We start from the raw sequence: 15,107 nt of genomic DNA on the forward strand, positions 1-15,107 counted from the left end.
AGTGCCCCATCAGGCCACGACCTTTCGGCCGTTCATTACGTCGGCGATAAACGCGGAACACCGTTCGACGAGAAGCTCTCTCAGCTTGGCAACCTTCGTCAACATTTCGTCGATACTTCCCGTAACCTCATCGAGGTGGTCGGTGATACGGAGTTGTTCGCCCACAGAAATGTAGGTAATTGGTAGTCCCGCAAAAGTTGCCCAGTTCCGAAAATCTACTGACCGTTGCCGCACGGAAAACGAGTAGGCCTCAAGGAACCCATTGGCAGCCATTGCTCGGAGGGCCCACGCCATGAATCTTTCCGATGTCAAGGGCGTCGCTGAACATACGTGGTAGACAGGGCTGACTTTACCTCTATCCTCTGATGTCCCCACAGCTCCCGAGAAACCGTCGAGTCCGTGAAAGACGAAGTCCCCCGGTTCAACCCCTTGGTATCCGGCCTCGCTGAGTGACATCGTGAAACCTTCTTCACGCCGTCGAGAGCGAAGCGCCACCTGCCCGTCACGGAATGCGGTTACAACCCCATCGTCTGGAAGAGCAGAGCGGGATTGCTTCGTTAGAAGAAATCCGATTCGTACGCGCTCGCCAGGAGCAACGAGCTTCCTTCCCAGTGCGGCGAGGTTCGCCCTCTGAAGCTCCTTCAACCGGCCGGCGAGTTTGTCGAGCTTGGCAATCATCGCCTCAACCTGGTCGAGCTCGTCGGCGATAGCACGCTGCGTGGGTAGGGGTGGTAGCGGAATGCGAATGCGAGACATCCGAGTGAAGTTCGTGGACCACAGATCGTCGACAATCCCCACGCCCCAGCGGAAGAATTCTTCTTGGAACGCAATGCTACGCAGAAGGTGATGCGCGTATTCAGCAATCAGAATTTCGGATTTTGGTGTCATCACGGAGTAGACGAGCGACACGCTCCCGTCTTGGCGTGCCATCCCGGAGGCCCCCCGTCTGTCAGAACGGGAGTTGATGACCAAATCTCCAGCCCGCACTAGTTTGCGGTCGCTCTCGGTTTGAGTCTTGGCCACTCCTTCCAGTTGCGGGGTGACTCCGCGCTGCCCGACAGACAGCGCGGGGAACTCCGTGTCTCGGACTTTTTCGTTGCGCTCAATGAATACCGAGCTGATCGGGGCCATGGGGTAGAGCGCGCTCTCGAGTGGAGAGGTGTGTGCTACCTGACTAGTCATTCTCGCTTACCGCCTTGAACATCTCGGCAAGCTCACCCATGAGCTTCTGCACGTCGGAGTCGATTCCGGAGAGCGAACGCGGCTCCTTGGGCACATAGAAGATCCGCGTGAACGGGATCTCGTTGCCGTGTTTGGCCTTCCTCTCGTCCCACGTGGCATCGGGAGCGTACGGCAACACCTCGCGCTTCATGTGCTTGGTGAGATCCTCGCTAAGTGGCACGCGCTCGGTGACCTTCCAGCCGTCGGCGATGACGGGGTTGCCCTTCCGGTCAACGGCGGGCGGCGCAGAGTCATCGACTACCGCCGTAGTCTGCATGACAGCGTCGATGAGTCCGATAGGAGCCTTGAGTCCAGCGGCCTGCGCGGCCTTAGGGAACGACTTAGGCAAATCGTTCCAGGAAGTGCTGTCCAGAGCGCGCAGTACCTCGATGTGAGCTTCGGTGAAGTCGCGGCGGTCGCGGAGCGTGGCGACCGCCTCTTCGCTGAAGCGTGCCGCGAATCGGGCCTGCTTGTAGACCGGGACGTCCCTGAACATGAAGTCTTCAGGTGTCATCACACGAGAGATCGCCGGGTCCGCGTGTTCGAAGGCCTTATAGGACTCAAGCAGCAAATTTCGGTTTCCCTTGCGCATCTCGCGGCGCTTGTCACCCATCGGCTTGCGCATCGGCTTCCATTGACCAGAGCCGTCAATCAGCTGGATCTTGCCCTTCCGTTCAAGATCCTTGTTCTTGTCGAGGATCCAGACATAGGTAGGGATGCCAGTGCCGTAGAACATTTCCGCCGGCAGGGCGATAATCGCGTCGATAAGGTCCTCTTCGAGCAGCCACTGGCGGATCGCGTTCGGCCCCTTATCGCTGCTAAACAGTGGCGAGGCGTTGGAAACCACCGCGGCGCGTCCGCCCTGACCGTTCTTCTCCGCTGGGCTGAGTTTGTGGGCGCAGTGCGCGAGGAACAGCATCTGGCCGTCACTGGTACTCGGCAGGCCGTGACTGAACCGCGATCCAGTTGCATTGGCCTGGTCGCGGACGGATTTTTGGTCCGCCGACCAGTCTTTACCGAATGGCGGGTTCGAGAGCACGTAGTCGAATGTCTGGCCCTCGTAGAGGTCTTCGACGAGGGTGTTGCCCTGCTTGATTGCATCCGGCCGGCCTCCCTGAATGAGCAGGTCTGCCTTACCGAGGCCGAATGCCGAAGGCATGAGCTCCTGGCCGTAGAGCGTCACGTCGACCTTCTCGTTCATCCGCCGCAGTGCTTCCTGGGCCACGAGGAGCATGCCACCGGAGCCTGCAGTTGGGTCGTAGATCGAGCGCAGCGCGCTCTCACCGGCGAGGCTGTGGTCGTCGTTCGCGATGAGGATGTCGACCATGAGCTTGATTGCATCGCGCGGGGTGTAGAACCCACCTGCGGCCTTCCCCTTCTTGTTGAAGGCGCGGTACATCACGTCCTCGAAGACGTCACCCATGGCCGTGTTGGCGAGCCTCGATGGAGACAAATCGAGCGTCGAGAAGTGCTTGACCATGGCATGCAGACGGTTGGCTTCAGCAAGCATTTTCGCGCGCCTGGCAAAGTCGAAGGCGACCCAGATGTCCGCGATGTTGTGCGAGAACCCGGCGATGTAGCTCTGTAGGGACTTCTCGACGTTGTCATCGACCGAGGCGATAGTGGCGAGGTCAAGAGGCGAGACGTTGTAGAAGCTCAGCCCGAACTTATCTTTGACCGCGATGTCGATCAGGTGCGGGGGGAGTCCGCCGAGAGCGGCGACATACTTGGTCACTTGCTCCTTCGAGTCAGCGAGCATGCACTCCAGACGTCGAAGCACGGTAAACGGCAGGATGAAGTCGCCGTAGTCCTCCTCCTCGACCACATCCCGCAGGAACTTGTCCGCCGTCTCCCACACGATCCGCGCGGTCGTGCTGGTCGTAGAGACCACTGTCGGCTCTGTCATGTTCGCGTTCGTTCCTCGTCGCTAGTCGACCCTCGTCGTATCAGGAACTTTACATGCGGGATGTATCAGAAAGTTGGCATTCTGTGCGTCTGGAACCCCCTGGCGGGGGAAGGTCGTCCCGCCTGAGCTCCAAGGTGGAGCATCATGAGGTCATGCGTCCGCTGGCACGCAGCCTCGACCCACTGCCCGACGAGGCGCTGACCGGCTACCTCCTCCGACTCGCGCACCGTCTTGGGGTATCTCCCGGAGTGGTCACTCTCCGGACTGGGTTGACGGGCGACCCTAAGGAGAAGGCGCTGTTCCGCATCCCCATGCGGCTGTTGCACGACCTGGAGCCCGACCAGGCGCGGTTTTTCGCTCGAGTCACCCGCCTCTCCTCGGAGGAGGTCGGCCGTCTGCTGACCTCCTCGCTCGCCGGGCGGTACGGGCCGGTGGATAGGAGATTCACCTCGCGCAGTAGCACCGCGAGGATGATCAACAACAACGCGTGGCTGCTAACTCGAACGCCCAGATACTGCCCGCAATGTCTCACCGGAGACGAGAGTGAGATCCAGCGGCGTCACGGTGGGGCCTGGCAGCTTTCCTGGCGCCTCCCGCCGGTCTTCGCCTGCCCTCGGCACCGTCGCCTACTGCGGGCCAACTGCCCTGTTTGCCGCCAGCCCGTCCACACGGTTGAGATCGGCAGCATCATCGGCCGCCCTTGGGACGAGGATCTCCATCCGACGCAATGCCGGACCACGATCGCACCGCGTACCGTCGGACGCCTCCAGCCTGCCTGTGGCGCACAACTCGGGGAGCCGGCCGGGGCTGGTTTCGAGGTTGCCCCCGCCCCGCAGGCGCTGGACCATCTCCTCGGCCTTCAGCGACGGCTTCTGAAGCTTCTCAACCCCGCCGGCCCGGCCGTGACCCCGAGCGTCGGCTGGCTAATCCCTGCCGCTGATTACTTCGCCGATCTGAGAGCCCTACTCGGCCTCGTGTTCCTCTCTTGGCCTGCGGCTCGCCCCTTCGCCGCGACTCCAGCGCTTGCGGAGGTCCTTGATCGGGAAGCCGAAGGGCGCCTTGCCCGAGCAGCGGCCCTTCGCGTCAGGCCGGGCAAGAAGCACAGCTCTCGCCCTTTGACCGATCCGCCACTGGACCCGCTCGTCATGGGCGCGGCGCTGGGCGTCGCCGAGCGGCTTCTCGACGCCCCCGACGAGGAGCAGGCGCGGGAGTTCCTGCTCCCGCTCATCCATCAGGCCAGCCGCGTCGATCAAGCGTTGTCGATCTATCTCCGTCGTGAGGGGTGGGTCTCTTTCCCGCTACGGATCGTCAGTATGAACCGCTCCAAAGGCATGGCGGCTATGGGCGACATCATCGTCCGTGGGCCGATGCCCAAGGGCGGTGGCAGCAGGGCATGCTCGGAAGGGTATCGGCGACGTGAGTCTCGGTGACAGTTGTCCTGCTCAAGTGACAACCAGCGTGCTCAGTCACACCTCCGGCGCCTGTCACCTGTGACACTTTTGCAAGCGGGCGCTTGCAAAAGTTAGCAAGGGTGTTGCAGTATCGGTCCATGGCATCACTCAACGTCGGCAGTCTCGGGGAGTACCTGCGGGAGCAGCGGCGCACGGCGCAGCTCTCGCTGCGGCAGCTCGCCGAGGCCGCCGGGGTGTCCAACCCGTATCTCAGCCAGATCGAGCGGGGCCTGCGGAAGCCGAGTGCCGAGGTGTTGCAGCAGGTCGCCAAGGCCCTGCGGATCTCCGCCGAGACGCTGTACGTACGGGCCGGAATCCTCGACGAGCGGGAGCGGGACGAGCTGGAGACGCGGGCGGTCATCCTGGCTGATCCGTCCATCAACGAGCGGCAGAAGCACGTGCTGCTCCAGATCTACGACTCCTTCCGCAAGGAGAACGGCTTCGAAGCGCGAACCGAGGCCGAAGCCGTCGCCGAAGACGGTCCCGCTGCCGGCGTCGGCGTCCGCGACACAGATGTCGCTGGAGGCGTCGGTGACGCGGATCGGGGTACCGGTGGCGACACAGTGGACCCGGGCACCGCCGCGGACGCCCGCGGCCCCCGCACGGCCGGCGGCAGTGATGCACGCACATCCTCGAACTGACTTCTGATGATCCGGGAGGACCACAGTCATGGCCATCACCGATGACCTGCGCAAGACCCTCACCGACCCCACCCCCCTCTACTTCGCCGCCGGTACGGCCGAACTCGCCGTCCAGCAGGCGCGCAAGGTTCCGGCGCTCATCGAGCAGCTGCGGGCCGACGCGCCCGAGCGCATCGAGGCCGTACGCAACAGCGACCCCAAGGCCGTGCAGGAGAAGGTGGCAGCCCAGGCCAAGGAGGCCCAGGCCACCGTGCAGGCGAAGGTCACCGAGGTCATCGGGGCGCTCGACACCGACCTGAAGAAGCTTGGCGAGACCGCTCAGGACCTGGCCCTGCGCAGCGTGGGCGTGGCCGCCGAGTACGCGGTCCGGGCCCGTGAGACGTACGAGAAGGTCGCCGAGCGCGGCGAGCAGACCGTCAGGACGTGGCGCGGCGAGACCGCCGACGAGATCGTCGAGATCGCCGCTGTCATCGAGGCCGAGCCCAGGACGGAGCCGAAGACGGCCCCCGCGGACTCCGAGGCTCCTGCGGCCGACTCCGTTCCGAAGCAGGCGGACGCCACGGCCGCGCCCGCCAGGAAGGCGCCGGTGCGCAAGCCGGTGGCGAAGAAGACCACGCCGCCTGCCGGTAAGTGACGCGGCGGGAAATGACGCGCCGGTGAACACGTGCCGGTGCGCGGCCTACATCCGAAGAACGGGATCACGGTCCGGGCGCCCTGGGGATGTCCGGTCCGTGAGCCCGGTAGCGTGGCCACGTCATGGCCGGTCCGACAGGCGGTGGGCACTGTGTTGATGCAGGGATTCCAGGGACTGATGTCCCTCTTGAGCTTGGCGCTCATTGCTTTGAGCGGCTTCGCTCTGGTGGACGCGATGATCCGGCGTGAAGACGCCTACCGCGCGGCCGACAAACAGACCAAGCCGTTCTGGCTGATCATCCTGGCGATCGGGTTCGTCGTGATCTGGCTCTTCCCGATCATGTCGTTCCTGCCGGTCATCGGGCTCATCGCGACGATCGTGTACATCGTCGACGTACGGCCCGCCGTGCGGCAGATCTCGGGTGGAGGCGGCGGCGGGCAGCGCGGCGGTGGTTCCAGCAGTGACGGACCGTACGGTCCCTACAACGGCGGGCGCTGAGCGCTCACGCGTGCGGACGAGCCGGAGCGGGGGCGGGGGAGACTCCGCCCCCGTCGGCGTATCAGCTCCTCGTCGCGGTCCAGCAGCAGGACGGCCACGTCGTCGGTGAGTTCGCCACCGTTCAGTTCCCGGACCTGCGTGACCGCTGCCTCCAGCAGTTCCTCGCCGCCGAGCCCCTGCTCCAGCTGACGGTTGACCATCGCGACCATGCCGTCCTGGCCGAGGCGCTGGGTGCCGGCCGGGCCGACGCGCCCCTCGATGAGCCCGTCGGTGTACATCATCAGGCTCCAGGAGCCGCCCAGTTCGACCTGCCGGCGCGGCCAGCGGGCGTGCGGCAGCAGGCCGAGGGCCGGGCCCCCGTCCTCGTGCGGAAGCAGCTGCGCCGCACGCCCCTGCCGGGCGATCAGCGGTGCGGGGTGACCGGCCAGCCAGAGTCCGGCGTGGCGGCCGTCGGGCGAGATGTCGACGGTGCAGACCGTCGCGAAGATCTCCTCGTTGTCCCGTTCGTGCTCCAGTACCTGCTGAAGTGTGGAGAGGAGCCGGTCGCCGCACAGGCCCGCGAGCGTCAGGGCCCGCCAGGCGATACGCAGTTCGACGCCGAGCGCGGCCTCGTCCGGGCCGTGGCCGCAGACGTCGCCGATCATCGCGTGGACCGTGCCGTCCGGGGTGCGGACCGTGTCGTAGAAGTCGCCGCCGAGCAGGGCGCGGCTGCGGCCGGGCCGGTAACGCGAGGCGAAGCTCAGGTCCGAACCCTGGAGGAGGGGTGTGGGCAGCAGGCCGCGCTCCAGCCGGGCGTTCTCCTGCGCCCGCAGCCGGGACTCGGTCAGCTGGCGCTGGGCGATGTCGGCGCGCTTGCGCTCCACGGCGTACCGGATGGCGCGGCTCAGCAGCCTGCCGTCGAGTTCGCCGCGGAAGAGGTAGTCCTGGGCACCGACCCGTACCGCCTCGGCCGCCAGCTCGGCATCGTCCTCCGCCGTGAGGGCGAGGACGGCGTGGCGGGGTGCGATCCGCAGTACGTGCTTGAGCGTGGCGAGGCCGTCCCCGGCGCCGTCCCCATCGGCGCGGGCGTCCGCCCGTGTCTCGGAGCCGGTGGGGAGGGCCAGGTCCAGCAGGATGCAGTCGACGTCGTCGGTGAGGAGCCGGCCCGCCTCGGTGAGGTTGCGTGCCGAGCGGACGCGGACCCGGGTCCCGGCGGCGGACGGCAGCTCGGAGACGCTGAAGGTGCCCGTGGGGTCGGCTTCGATCACCAGAAGGGTGAGGTCGGCGCCATAGGTGGTGCCCGCAGCGGGCATGGCACAGCGCTGCGGTTCGGGTACGGGCATCGGTTCGGGTTTCCTTCCCTCCCCCGAGGGCGCGGCGGGACGACGATCGACGACCCGCCAGACGGGGACGATAGCGGTCCGTGGCGCGGGAGCGGAATGGCGGCTGGCACGCACCCTCCGTCATATGCGGGGCCATAAGCCGCTTCCCGTCACGGAACCGGCGAGCTCAGAGCACCTCAGAGGGGGTGCGGGCCATGACAAACATCACCCCACTCCCGTACGACCGCGTGGCCCGTCTCACGTCGCGGCGCCGGCCCGGGGTGGCGTGGCTCACGGTGACGACCGGCGCCCCGGGGCCGGTTCAGGCGGAAGGCGACGGACCCGGCGCCGCGCGAGTGCGCCGCACCCGCACGCGCCGGTCCGGCGCCACCCGGTCAGCTCCGGGCTCGGCGGGCCCGTACTCCCGTCAGGTCCGGGCTCGTTGGCTCCCAACCCCGGGCCCGCAGGCCCGCATCCACCCTGCGGAATCCGGGTTCGGCAGGCCGGCAGCCCCGCCGTCGGCCTCCTACTTGTCCGGCCTGACCACTCCCAGGATCGCCATCGATCCCGCACCCGCCAGCGTGACGTTCCGGCCGGGGCGCGGGGCGTGGACGATCAAGCCGTCGCCGACGTACATCCCGACGTGGCTGGCGTCCGCGTGGTAGATGATCAGGTCGCCGGGACGCATGTCCTGGACGACGACGCGCGGGAGCAGGCGCCACTGCTCCTGCGACGTACGCGGGATCGGCCGCTCCGCTGCCGCCCACGCCTGGGAGGTCAGCCCCGAGCAGTCGTACGTATCGGGCCCCTCGGCCCCCCATACGTACGGCTTGCCTATCTGCGCCGTCGCGAACGCCACGGCCTGTCTGCCGCTCGCACTCGCCTCGCGGCTGATGTCCCCGAGCGCACCGGAGCTGAGCCAGGCGGTCTGCGCCTGGTACTGCGCCTGCTTCTCCAGCGTGAGGAGCCGCGCCCGCTCGCCCTTGGCCAGCCGCGATTCGAGCTCCGTCGCCGCCGCGATCTGGGTGTTGATCCTCTTCTTCGCCCTGGCCTGCTGGAGGCGGTGGGCTTCGAGCTTCTCCCAGTTGATGCTCGCGTCCTTGGTGTACGTCTCCAAGTCCTCCTGCGTACGGGTCAGTTCGGCCAGTACGCTCTTGGACGCCTGCTGGCTGAGCCTGACCTGGTTCACCCCGTCCAGGAAGAGTCGCGGATCGTTGCTCAGGACCAGCTGCGCGCCGGGGGGCAGCCCGCCGTTGCGGTACTGCTCGCGGGCCTGGGCGCCCGCCGTGTTCTTGAGCTCGGCGATCCTCGCCCGGCCGTCGACGATCGCCTTGGCGAGTTCGGCGAGCTCGCCCGACTGCTCGGCCGCCTGCTCCTCGGCGAGGTTGTACGCGTCGGTGGCCGCGCCCGCCTTGCGGTAGAGGGTGTCGATCTCCTCCCGCACCTCTTCCAGGCTCTTCAGCTCCGCCGCCGGAGCGGTGGGGGTGGGCTCGGGCACGGGTGCGGCCATCGCCTGGACCGGCGCGGCCAGCACTGCCAGCGCGCAGACCAGGCTGATCGCGGCAGCGGCACAGTGGCGTCGGTTCACGGACTCCCCCTCCGGGCACAAGATGACACAAGCCAGACCGTACGGAGACGATCTCCTGACTTACCGTCAGTAACATCACAGCAGCCTCGCGATCGTGCCATGTCGCCCCGTAAAGCAACAGAGTCCGGCACCACCCGACGCATCACACGGTCGCCCACGTGGGAGGACCGTGCGGACGAACACCCCGTCGTATCGACGAACGGTGAACCGCCCGTGTTCCCGAAGCCGCCGGTACGGGCGTGTCGGGCGTGTCGGAGGTGCGGGCCAGGCCCGGCGACGCCTGCTCAGACGCGTGCGCGCGGCGCGTACAGCTCACTGTTCACGGACCGCTGGGGCGCAGCGCGTCCCACCGAACCGTGAGTTCACCCTGGCGCCAGCGCCGTTCCCCGTCCGTCAGCGGCCACTCCCCGGCGAGCGCACGCGCCGTCGCGATCCAGCGCTGCCGGGCGCCGAGCGAGGCGTACGGTGAGGCCGCTGCCCAGGCCCGGTCGAAGTCACGCAGGAAGGCATGGACGGGCTCGCCCGGCACGTTGCGGTGGATCAACGCCTTGGGCAGGCGCTCGGCGAGGTCGGACGGTCGCTCCAGCGAGCCCAGCCGGGTCGCGAAGGTGACCGTGCGCGGACCCTCCGGGCCCAGCGCCACCCACACGTGCCGGCGCCCGATCTCGTCACAGGTGCCCTCGACGAGCAGCCCGTCCGGCGCCAGCCGCGCGCACAGCCGCCGCCACACCGCGGCGACCTCGCCCTCGTCGTACTGGCGCAGTACGTTCGCCGCGCGGATCAGCGAAGGCCGCCCAGGACCGCTCCCCCTGTGACCCACGTTCCCGCCCCCGTACCGGGCCCGGCACCCGCGCCCGGCGGGAGCGGAATCTCGAAGCCGCCGTGGAGGAACGTCAGCCCCTCCCGTTCGTACGGCTGCGCCGCGGCCACCCGCTCCGGGTCGATCTCGATGCCGACCACCGCCGTGCGCGGTGCGGCGGTGCGCAGGCGGGCGAGCAGCTCGACGGCGGTCCAGGGGGCCGCCCCGTAACCGAGGTCGACGGCGACGGGGAAGTCGGAGCGGTGGAGGGCGGCGCCGTGGGTCGCGGCGATCCAGCGGTCCATACGGCGCAGACGGTTCGGGTTCGTGGTCCCGCGGGTCGCGGTGCCGACGGGGCGCTGGCGCATGACTGCGAGCGTATGCGACACCGGAACCGCGACAGTCGCCTGTCCGGGCCGGTGAGGCCCGCCACCAGAACCCCCGCAGAACGCCGGGCGGTCTTACGCCGGACGGCCGGCAGGGGTCAGGCACGGGTCCCGGGAGGGTCACGGCAGGGGTCCCCCCAGGGTCATGGTTCGGTAAAGCGGAATGAACTGCCGCATGTCGCTGTTCTGGGTCTGCGTAGGGACCAGCGCGCCCCTGAGCCGGCATGCCTTCGGTCATGTCCCGGGCGAGCGCCTTGAGCGAGGAGGACCGGACGACGTGAGCCAGTACGTCTCTCGGCTCGGCGGCAGCCGTGTGGCGCCGCGTATCCGGTTCCCCGGCGGCTTCCCGGGCTCGCACCGCAGACCGCGCCGCATCGCGATGCTGTCCGTGCACACCTCTCCGCTGCACCAGCCCGGTACGGGCGACGCGGGCGGCATGAACGTCTACATCGTGGAGCTGGCCAAGCGCCTCGCCGCGATCAGCATCGAGGTCGAGATCTTCACCCGGGCCAGCACCGGCGCCCTGCCCCCCACGGTGCAGCTGTCGCCCGGCGTCCTGGTCCGGCACGTCGACGCCGGCCCCTACGAAGGGCTGGCCAAGGAGGAGCTGCCCGCACAGCTCTGCGCCTTCACGCACGGCGTGATGCAGGCGTGGGCCGGTCAGCGGCCCGGCTACTACGACCTCGTCCACTCCCACTACTGGCTCTCCGGCCAGGTCGGCTGGCTGGCCGCGCAACGCTGGGGTGTTCCCCTCGTGCACGCCATGCACACCATGGCGAAGGTCAAGAACGCCGCGCTCGCCGAGGGCGACACCCCCGAGCCCGCCGCCCGTGTCATCGGCGAGACCCAGATCGTGCGCGCGTCCGACCGGCTCATCGCGAACACGGCGGAGGAAGCGGACGAGCTCGTCCGCTTCTACGAGGCGGACCCCGGCAGCGTGGCCGTCGTCCACCCCGGGGTCAATCTCGACCGTTTCCGCCCCGCGGACGGCCGTGCGGCGGCCCGTGCCCGCCTCGGACTGCCCCAGGACGCCTTCATCCCGCTCTTCGCCGGCCGCATCCAGCCGCTGAAGGCCCCCGACATCCTGCTGCGCGCCGCCGCGGTGCTCCTGGACCGCGACCCCTCGCTCCGCCACCGGATGGTCGTACCCGTCGTCGGCGGACCCAGCGGCAGTGGTCTCGCCAAGCCGGAGGGCCTCCAGAAGCTGGCCGCACGGCTGGGGATCGCCGACGTCGTACGGTTCCACCCGCCGGTCGGTCAGGATCAGCTCGCCGAGTGGTTCCGGGCCGCGTCCGTGCTGGTCATGCCCTCGTACAGCGAATCCTTCGGCCTCGTCGCCATAGAGGCCCAGGCGGCCGGCACCCCGGTCGTCGCGGCGGCCGTGGGCGGCCTCCCGGTGGCGGTACGCGACGGGGTCAGCGGCTTCCTGATCCCCGGGCACGACCCGGAGGCGTACGCCGGGGCACTCGCGCGGTTCGTGGACACGCCGGAGCTGGTCGGCCGGATGGGCGCGGCGGCGGCGGCCCACGCGCAGTCGTTCGGCTGGGACACCGCCGCTTCGGCGACCTCGGACGTGTACACGGCAGCGATGTACGAACACCGCCGTCACGTACGCTCGCACCATGGCTGACGTACCCGACGAAGCGGCAGTGGCACAGGTCATCGAGGCGACGCTGAACGACGCGGAGCTCGAATGGGAGAGCCCGGCACCAGGCAACTACGCGGTGAAGCTGCCCGGCACGCGCAAGCTCTTCACGACGTGTTCGCTGCTCGTCGGCAGGCACTCCCTCTCCGTCAACGCCTTCGTCGTCCGCCATCCGGACGAGAACGCCGCCGCCGTGCACCGCTGGCTGCTGGAGCGCAACCTCCGTCTCTTCGGCGTGAGTTACGCGGTCGACTCCCTCGGCGACATCTACCTGGCGGGAAAGCTGCCGCTGGCCGCCGTCACCCCGGAGGAGCTGGACCGGCTGCTCGGGACGGTCCTCGAAGCGGCCGACGGATCGTTCAACACCCTTCTGGAGCTGGGCTTCGCGAGCGCGATCCGCAAGGAGTACGCGTGGCGGGTCTCGCGGGGGGAGTCCACCCGGAACCTGGACGCCTTCGCGAACCTGACGCAGCGTCCGGCGGAGTGACGCACTCGACCGGCCGAGGCGCCCCCGCAGCCGCACAGCCCTGAGCGCCGCCACGGCGGCCGCATGCACGGAGTCATCACAGCCACGTCACAATCGCGTCCCGCCGCTGGTCACGCCGCTCGCCAAACAGGTGTCCGAATCTAGAGTGTGACGCACTGCGACGACCCGTCCCGCGTGACGGGCAATCACCGCCCGGGCCAGGGTCGTTGCTCCCCTGAGACGGAGAGAGAACCATGCGCGCCACCGCCGTACGCCGTACCGCCCTCGCCGCTTCCGTGGCGGCTCTGACCTTGCTGGCCACGGCCTGCGGCGGCTCGGAGCCGGGCGGGAGCGACGACGCGATGGGCGGGGCCGAGGCGGGCGGCGCCCGGAAGCCCGCCGTCAAGGCGCTCACCGCCGCGGAGCTGGAGAAGGCGTCCCTGGCGCAGGGCGACGTCAAGGCCCACAAGATCACGAAGGCTGGTCCCGAGGACGCGGTCGCCGCCGCCGACGTGACCTCCGACAAGGAGGAGTGCGCCCCCCTGGCCCGCGCCTTCTACGGTGCCGAGGAGGGCAAGCCGGTGGCCGGCACCAAGCGTCAGGTGATCAGCGAGCCCGAGGTGGACGCCGGTGACGTGACCGAGGGGAACGCGGAGGACGTGCTCACGTCCGCCTTCGACCTGACGTCCACCCTGCTGTCGCTCTCCTCGTACGACAGCGAGACCGCCGAGGGCAACATCGCCACCCTCCGCAAGGCCGCGGCCGACTGCGCGGGCGGCTTCACCATCACCATGGGCGGCGACACGCAGAAGGTCACGGGGATCACCGAGGAGAAGGTCTCGGGCGGCGAGGAGGCCCTCGCCTGGCGGCTGTCGGCCGAGCAGGACGGAGAGAGTGCCCCGCTGACGCTCGTCGCGCTGCGCCAGGGCGGCACGGTCGCCACGTTCACCTCCTTCAACCTGGCGGCGGCCGGAGGCAAGGGCACGCTCGAACTGCCGTCGGCCGTGGTCGCGGCCCAGGCGGCGAAGCTCGCCTGATCCCCACCCGCCGGGACCGGGCGCGCCGTGCCGAACGGGCGCGGCGCCCCGGTCTCCGTCGTCAGGGCAGCGGCACGAGCCGCACCACGGTCACGGTGAGGACCGAGCCGGAGACGTAGTAGAGGACGATGGCACCGAGGACCGTCGCCTCCCGGCGGTCACGCTCGTCCTTGACGGCGCACGAACCGTGCCCGTACGGATCACGGCCCAGCGTGCGCGCCATCTCGTCGCGGAACGGATCGCCGTCCCGCATCTTGGCGAGGGTGTCGTCCGCCGGCGGCGCGTACGAGATACGGAACGCGACGTCGGCCGGCCGGGCGCGCTCCCTGCGGTGGCGGCTCAAGAGATCTGCCGCCTCTCGGCCTCGTCCTGCGCCAGCCGGACCAGGATGCCCTCGGCCTCCGGATCGGGTACGGCCTCCAGCATCCAGTGCCGCATGACCGCGTGGATCTCGTCCACTCCCGCCTCGTTGATCGCACGGTCGAACTCCGTGCGCCGGTCCTCGGGCAGGGCGGTGCGGATCGCCGGGATGCTGTTGGGCACGTCGACCTCGGTGCCACCGACGAAGGTCTTGAGAGGCTCGCCCATGATCGTTCTCCCGATCTCCTTGCTCTTCACGCCCGTTCGCATGCGCCGACGGGTGTGTCAGGGACGGTGCACGATGGGCACGATCATAGGTCGCGGCCCGCTCGGTGAGCACACGGCGGTACGAGAGGGGCGCGCGGAACCCCGCCCCAAGGACGGCAAGCTCCGGGGCGTGCCGCTGTTGACCAAGCGGTTCATCTTCACGGGCCCGCGCGGTGGAGACGTCTGCTGAACCTCGCGCAACGAGAAATGTCGAGACGGCTCTTCCCAAGCTGGAACAACGAGATCGGCAGACGTCACGAAGTCGGTGAAGTTCATCCCGTGCCAGAGTTCGCCGATAGGTCTCGGCGCCGACGGCAGCGAAGAAGCGACGGAAGAAGATGAGCTACAAGCTCACGCACAAGTTCACGATGTTGATAGAGCCGCATCTCCGTGAGAGATTGGCTTCCAGAATCTTGTACGAGCATCTAGAAGATTCTGCGAGGACGTAGAAGGTTCTGGAAGCGTCCAGAACGTGTGAGGGCCTGGATTCGGGGCCAACCGGATCCAGGCCCAACAGCAGTCAACGAGCCCGGTCGCCTAGCAGCAGACCGGGCTCGCTGCATGTGCAGTTCCCGGTCCCGACCGTCCTCGCGCGTGACTCGCTCATCGAGCGAACTGCATCACGCTGGTGGCGACGACTACGAGCAGACCGCCGCCCGCCAGCCAGACCTGCCACTTCTCGGCACCGGTCCACCTGCGGGGCCTGTCCTTCTCGGAGCTCACCCCCACCACCTCCCCTCTCCTCCATCCGGCCCGCTTGTCGAGCCGGAGCCTTCGAACTCACGCTCTCGCAAGCGGAGTTCAGGGGAGGATCAGGTGAAGCGCGCTAAGCATACCTGTCACCCCGACAGACACAGGGGTGCGCACCACAACACTGGCCGGCCCGAGATCAGCCTCACGGCCCACA

Annotated in this window: 14 protein-coding genes and 1 pseudogene; 8 read left to right on the forward strand and 7 right to left on the reverse strand. The window is 68.2% G+C overall.

All coding sequences use genetic code 11. From position 1 onward, the window contains the following. Nucleotides 1-9: 9 nt before the first annotated feature. Together Sfulv_RS15905 and Sfulv_RS15910 are read right to left on the reverse strand one after the other, a co-directional pair. Nucleotides 10-1,131: a restriction endonuclease subunit S gene (locus tag Sfulv_RS15905; RefSeq protein ID WP_173314461.1), complete on the reverse strand. Its 1,122-nt coding sequence runs from the start codon at nucleotides 1,129-1,131 to the stop codon at nucleotides 10-12. 43 nt (nucleotides 1,132-1,174) lie between these two features. Then, nucleotides 1,175-3,127 (reverse strand): type I restriction-modification system subunit M, encoded by a 1,953-nt coding sequence (locus tag Sfulv_RS15910; protein WP_173314463.1) that lies wholly within the window; start codon nucleotides 3,125-3,127, stop codon nucleotides 1,175-1,177. A 152-nt stretch (nucleotides 3,128-3,279) separates the two neighbouring features. Here Sfulv_RS15910 and Sfulv_RS15915 point away from each other — a divergent pair, with 152 nt between their 5' ends. From Sfulv_RS15915 to Sfulv_RS15930, 4 genes are all read left to right on the forward strand, one after another. Continuing rightward, nucleotides 3,280-4,557 (forward strand): TniQ family protein, encoded by a 1,278-nt coding sequence (locus Sfulv_RS15915; protein WP_173314465.1) that lies wholly within the window; start codon nucleotides 3,280-3,282, stop codon nucleotides 4,555-4,557. 119 nt (nucleotides 4,558-4,676) lie between these two features. Beyond that, nucleotides 4,677-5,219 carry a helix-turn-helix transcriptional regulator gene (locus Sfulv_RS15920; protein ID WP_173314467.1) on the forward strand — a complete coding sequence of 181 codons (543 nt, stop codon included), beginning with the start codon at nucleotides 4,677-4,679 and terminating at the stop codon, nucleotides 5,217-5,219. Nucleotides 5,220-5,247: 28 nt separating this feature from the next. Beyond that, nucleotides 5,248-5,853 (forward strand): hypothetical protein, encoded by a 606-nt coding sequence (locus Sfulv_RS15925; protein WP_173314469.1) that lies wholly within the window; start codon nucleotides 5,248-5,250, stop codon nucleotides 5,851-5,853. Between the two features lie 156 nt (nucleotides 5,854-6,009). Then, the gene (locus tag Sfulv_RS15930) at nucleotides 6,010-6,351 is read left to right on the forward strand and encodes a DUF2516 family protein (protein WP_173314471.1); all 342 of its coding nucleotides are present in this window, start codon (nucleotides 6,010-6,012) and stop codon (nucleotides 6,349-6,351) included. On the opposite strand, the gene Sfulv_RS15935 is transcribed toward Sfulv_RS15930, so the two are convergent. The 3 genes and pseudogenes from Sfulv_RS15935 to Sfulv_RS15945 all read right to left on the reverse strand — a co-directional run bounded on the left by Sfulv_RS15935 (nucleotide 6,333) and on the right by Sfulv_RS15945 (nucleotide 10,407). Then, nucleotides 6,333-7,673, reverse strand: coding sequence for a PP2C family protein-serine/threonine phosphatase (locus Sfulv_RS15935; protein WP_173314473.1), 1,341 nt, complete (start codon nucleotides 7,671-7,673; stop codon nucleotides 6,333-6,335). The genes Sfulv_RS15930 and Sfulv_RS15935 overlap by 19 nt on opposite strands. Before the next feature lie 505 nt (nucleotides 7,674-8,178). Next, on the reverse strand, nucleotides 8,179-9,240 hold the full coding sequence (locus Sfulv_RS15940) for a C40 family peptidase (RefSeq protein WP_173314475.1): 1,062 nt from the start codon (nucleotides 9,238-9,240) through the stop codon (nucleotides 8,179-8,181). A 319-nt stretch (nucleotides 9,241-9,559) separates the two neighbouring features. Then, nucleotides 9,560-10,407: pseudogene (locus Sfulv_RS15945) on the reverse strand (class I SAM-dependent methyltransferase). A 295-nt stretch (nucleotides 10,408-10,702) separates the two neighbouring features. Between Sfulv_RS15945 and mshA the strand changes: the two are divergent. The 3 genes from mshA (at nucleotide 10,703) to Sfulv_RS15960 (ending at nucleotide 13,573) form a co-directional block, all read left to right on the forward strand. Continuing rightward, a complete protein-coding gene (gene mshA / locus Sfulv_RS15950; protein WP_173314477.1) occupies nucleotides 10,703-12,055 on the forward strand; it encodes a D-inositol-3-phosphate glycosyltransferase in 1,353 nt (450 codons plus the stop codon). Then, complete coding sequence (locus Sfulv_RS15955; RefSeq protein WP_173314479.1) at nucleotides 12,048-12,557, forward strand: type III secretion system chaperone family protein; 510 nt, start codon at nucleotides 12,048-12,050, stop codon at nucleotides 12,555-12,557. The genes mshA and Sfulv_RS15955 overlap by 8 nt, the downstream gene beginning before the upstream one ends. A gap of 233 nt (nucleotides 12,558-12,790) precedes the next feature. Further along, nucleotides 12,791-13,573, forward strand: a complete 783-nt coding sequence (locus Sfulv_RS15960; protein ID WP_173314481.1) for a hypothetical protein — start codon at nucleotides 12,791-12,793, stop codon at nucleotides 13,571-13,573. Nucleotides 13,574-13,634: 61 nt separating this feature from the next. On the opposite strand, the gene Sfulv_RS15965 is transcribed toward Sfulv_RS15960, so the two are convergent. Beyond that, nucleotides 13,635-13,826 carry a hypothetical protein gene (locus tag Sfulv_RS15965; RefSeq protein WP_173317912.1) on the reverse strand — a complete coding sequence of 64 codons (192 nt, stop codon included), beginning with the start codon at nucleotides 13,824-13,826 and terminating at the stop codon, nucleotides 13,635-13,637. A gap of 86 nt (nucleotides 13,827-13,912) precedes the next feature. Then, nucleotides 13,913-14,161 carry a hypothetical protein gene (locus Sfulv_RS15970; protein ID WP_173314483.1) on the reverse strand — a complete coding sequence of 83 codons (249 nt, stop codon included), beginning with the start codon at nucleotides 14,159-14,161 and terminating at the stop codon, nucleotides 13,913-13,915. Between the two features lie 73 nt (nucleotides 14,162-14,234). On the opposite strand from Sfulv_RS15970, the gene Sfulv_RS15975 reads away from it, so the two are divergent. Then, nucleotides 14,235-14,390, forward strand: a complete 156-nt coding sequence (locus Sfulv_RS15975) for a hypothetical protein (RefSeq protein WP_173314485.1) — start codon at nucleotides 14,235-14,237, stop codon at nucleotides 14,388-14,390. Nucleotides 14,391-15,107 lie beyond the last annotated feature (717 nt).

The organism is Streptomyces fulvorobeus (assembly GCF_013167895.1).
In the GTDB taxonomy this organism is placed as follows: Bacteria; Actinomycetota; Actinomycetes; order Streptomycetales; family Streptomycetaceae; genus Streptomyces; species Streptomyces fulvorobeus.

Coding starts and splice junctions, on each gene's coding strand:
- Sfulv_RS15905 (WP_173314461.1), bottom strand. CDS start 1,131: ATGGCCCCGATCAGCTCGGTATTCATTGAGCGCAACGAAAAAGTCCGA.
- Sfulv_RS15910 (WP_173314463.1), bottom strand. CDS start 3,127: ATGACAGAGCCGACAGTGGTCTCTACGACCAGCACGACCGCGCGGATC.
- Sfulv_RS15915 (WP_173314465.1), top strand. CDS start 3,280: ATGCGTCCGCTGGCACGCAGCCTCGACCCACTGCCCGACGAGGCGCTG.
- Sfulv_RS15920 (WP_173314467.1), top strand. CDS start 4,677: ATGGCATCACTCAACGTCGGCAGTCTCGGGGAGTACCTGCGGGAGCAG.
- Sfulv_RS15925 (WP_173314469.1), top strand. CDS start 5,248: ATGGCCATCACCGATGACCTGCGCAAGACCCTCACCGACCCCACCCCC.
- Sfulv_RS15930 (WP_173314471.1), top strand. CDS start 6,010: ATGCAGGGATTCCAGGGACTGATGTCCCTCTTGAGCTTGGCGCTCATT.
- Sfulv_RS15935 (WP_173314473.1), bottom strand. CDS start 7,673: ATGCCCGTACCCGAACCGCAGCGCTGTGCCATGCCCGCTGCGGGCACC.
- Sfulv_RS15955 (WP_173314479.1), top strand. CDS start 12,048: ATGGCTGACGTACCCGACGAAGCGGCAGTGGCACAGGTCATCGAGGCG.
- Sfulv_RS15960 (WP_173314481.1), top strand. CDS start 12,791: ATGCGCGCCACCGCCGTACGCCGTACCGCCCTCGCCGCTTCCGTGGCG.
- Sfulv_RS15965 (WP_173317912.1), bottom strand. CDS start 13,826: ATGCGGGACGGCGATCCGTTCCGCGACGAGATGGCGCGCACGCTGGGC.
- Sfulv_RS15970 (WP_173314483.1), bottom strand. CDS start 14,161: ATGGGCGAGCCTCTCAAGACCTTCGTCGGTGGCACCGAGGTCGACGTG.
- Sfulv_RS15975 (WP_173314485.1), top strand. CDS start 14,235: ATGGGCACGATCATAGGTCGCGGCCCGCTCGGTGAGCACACGGCGGTA.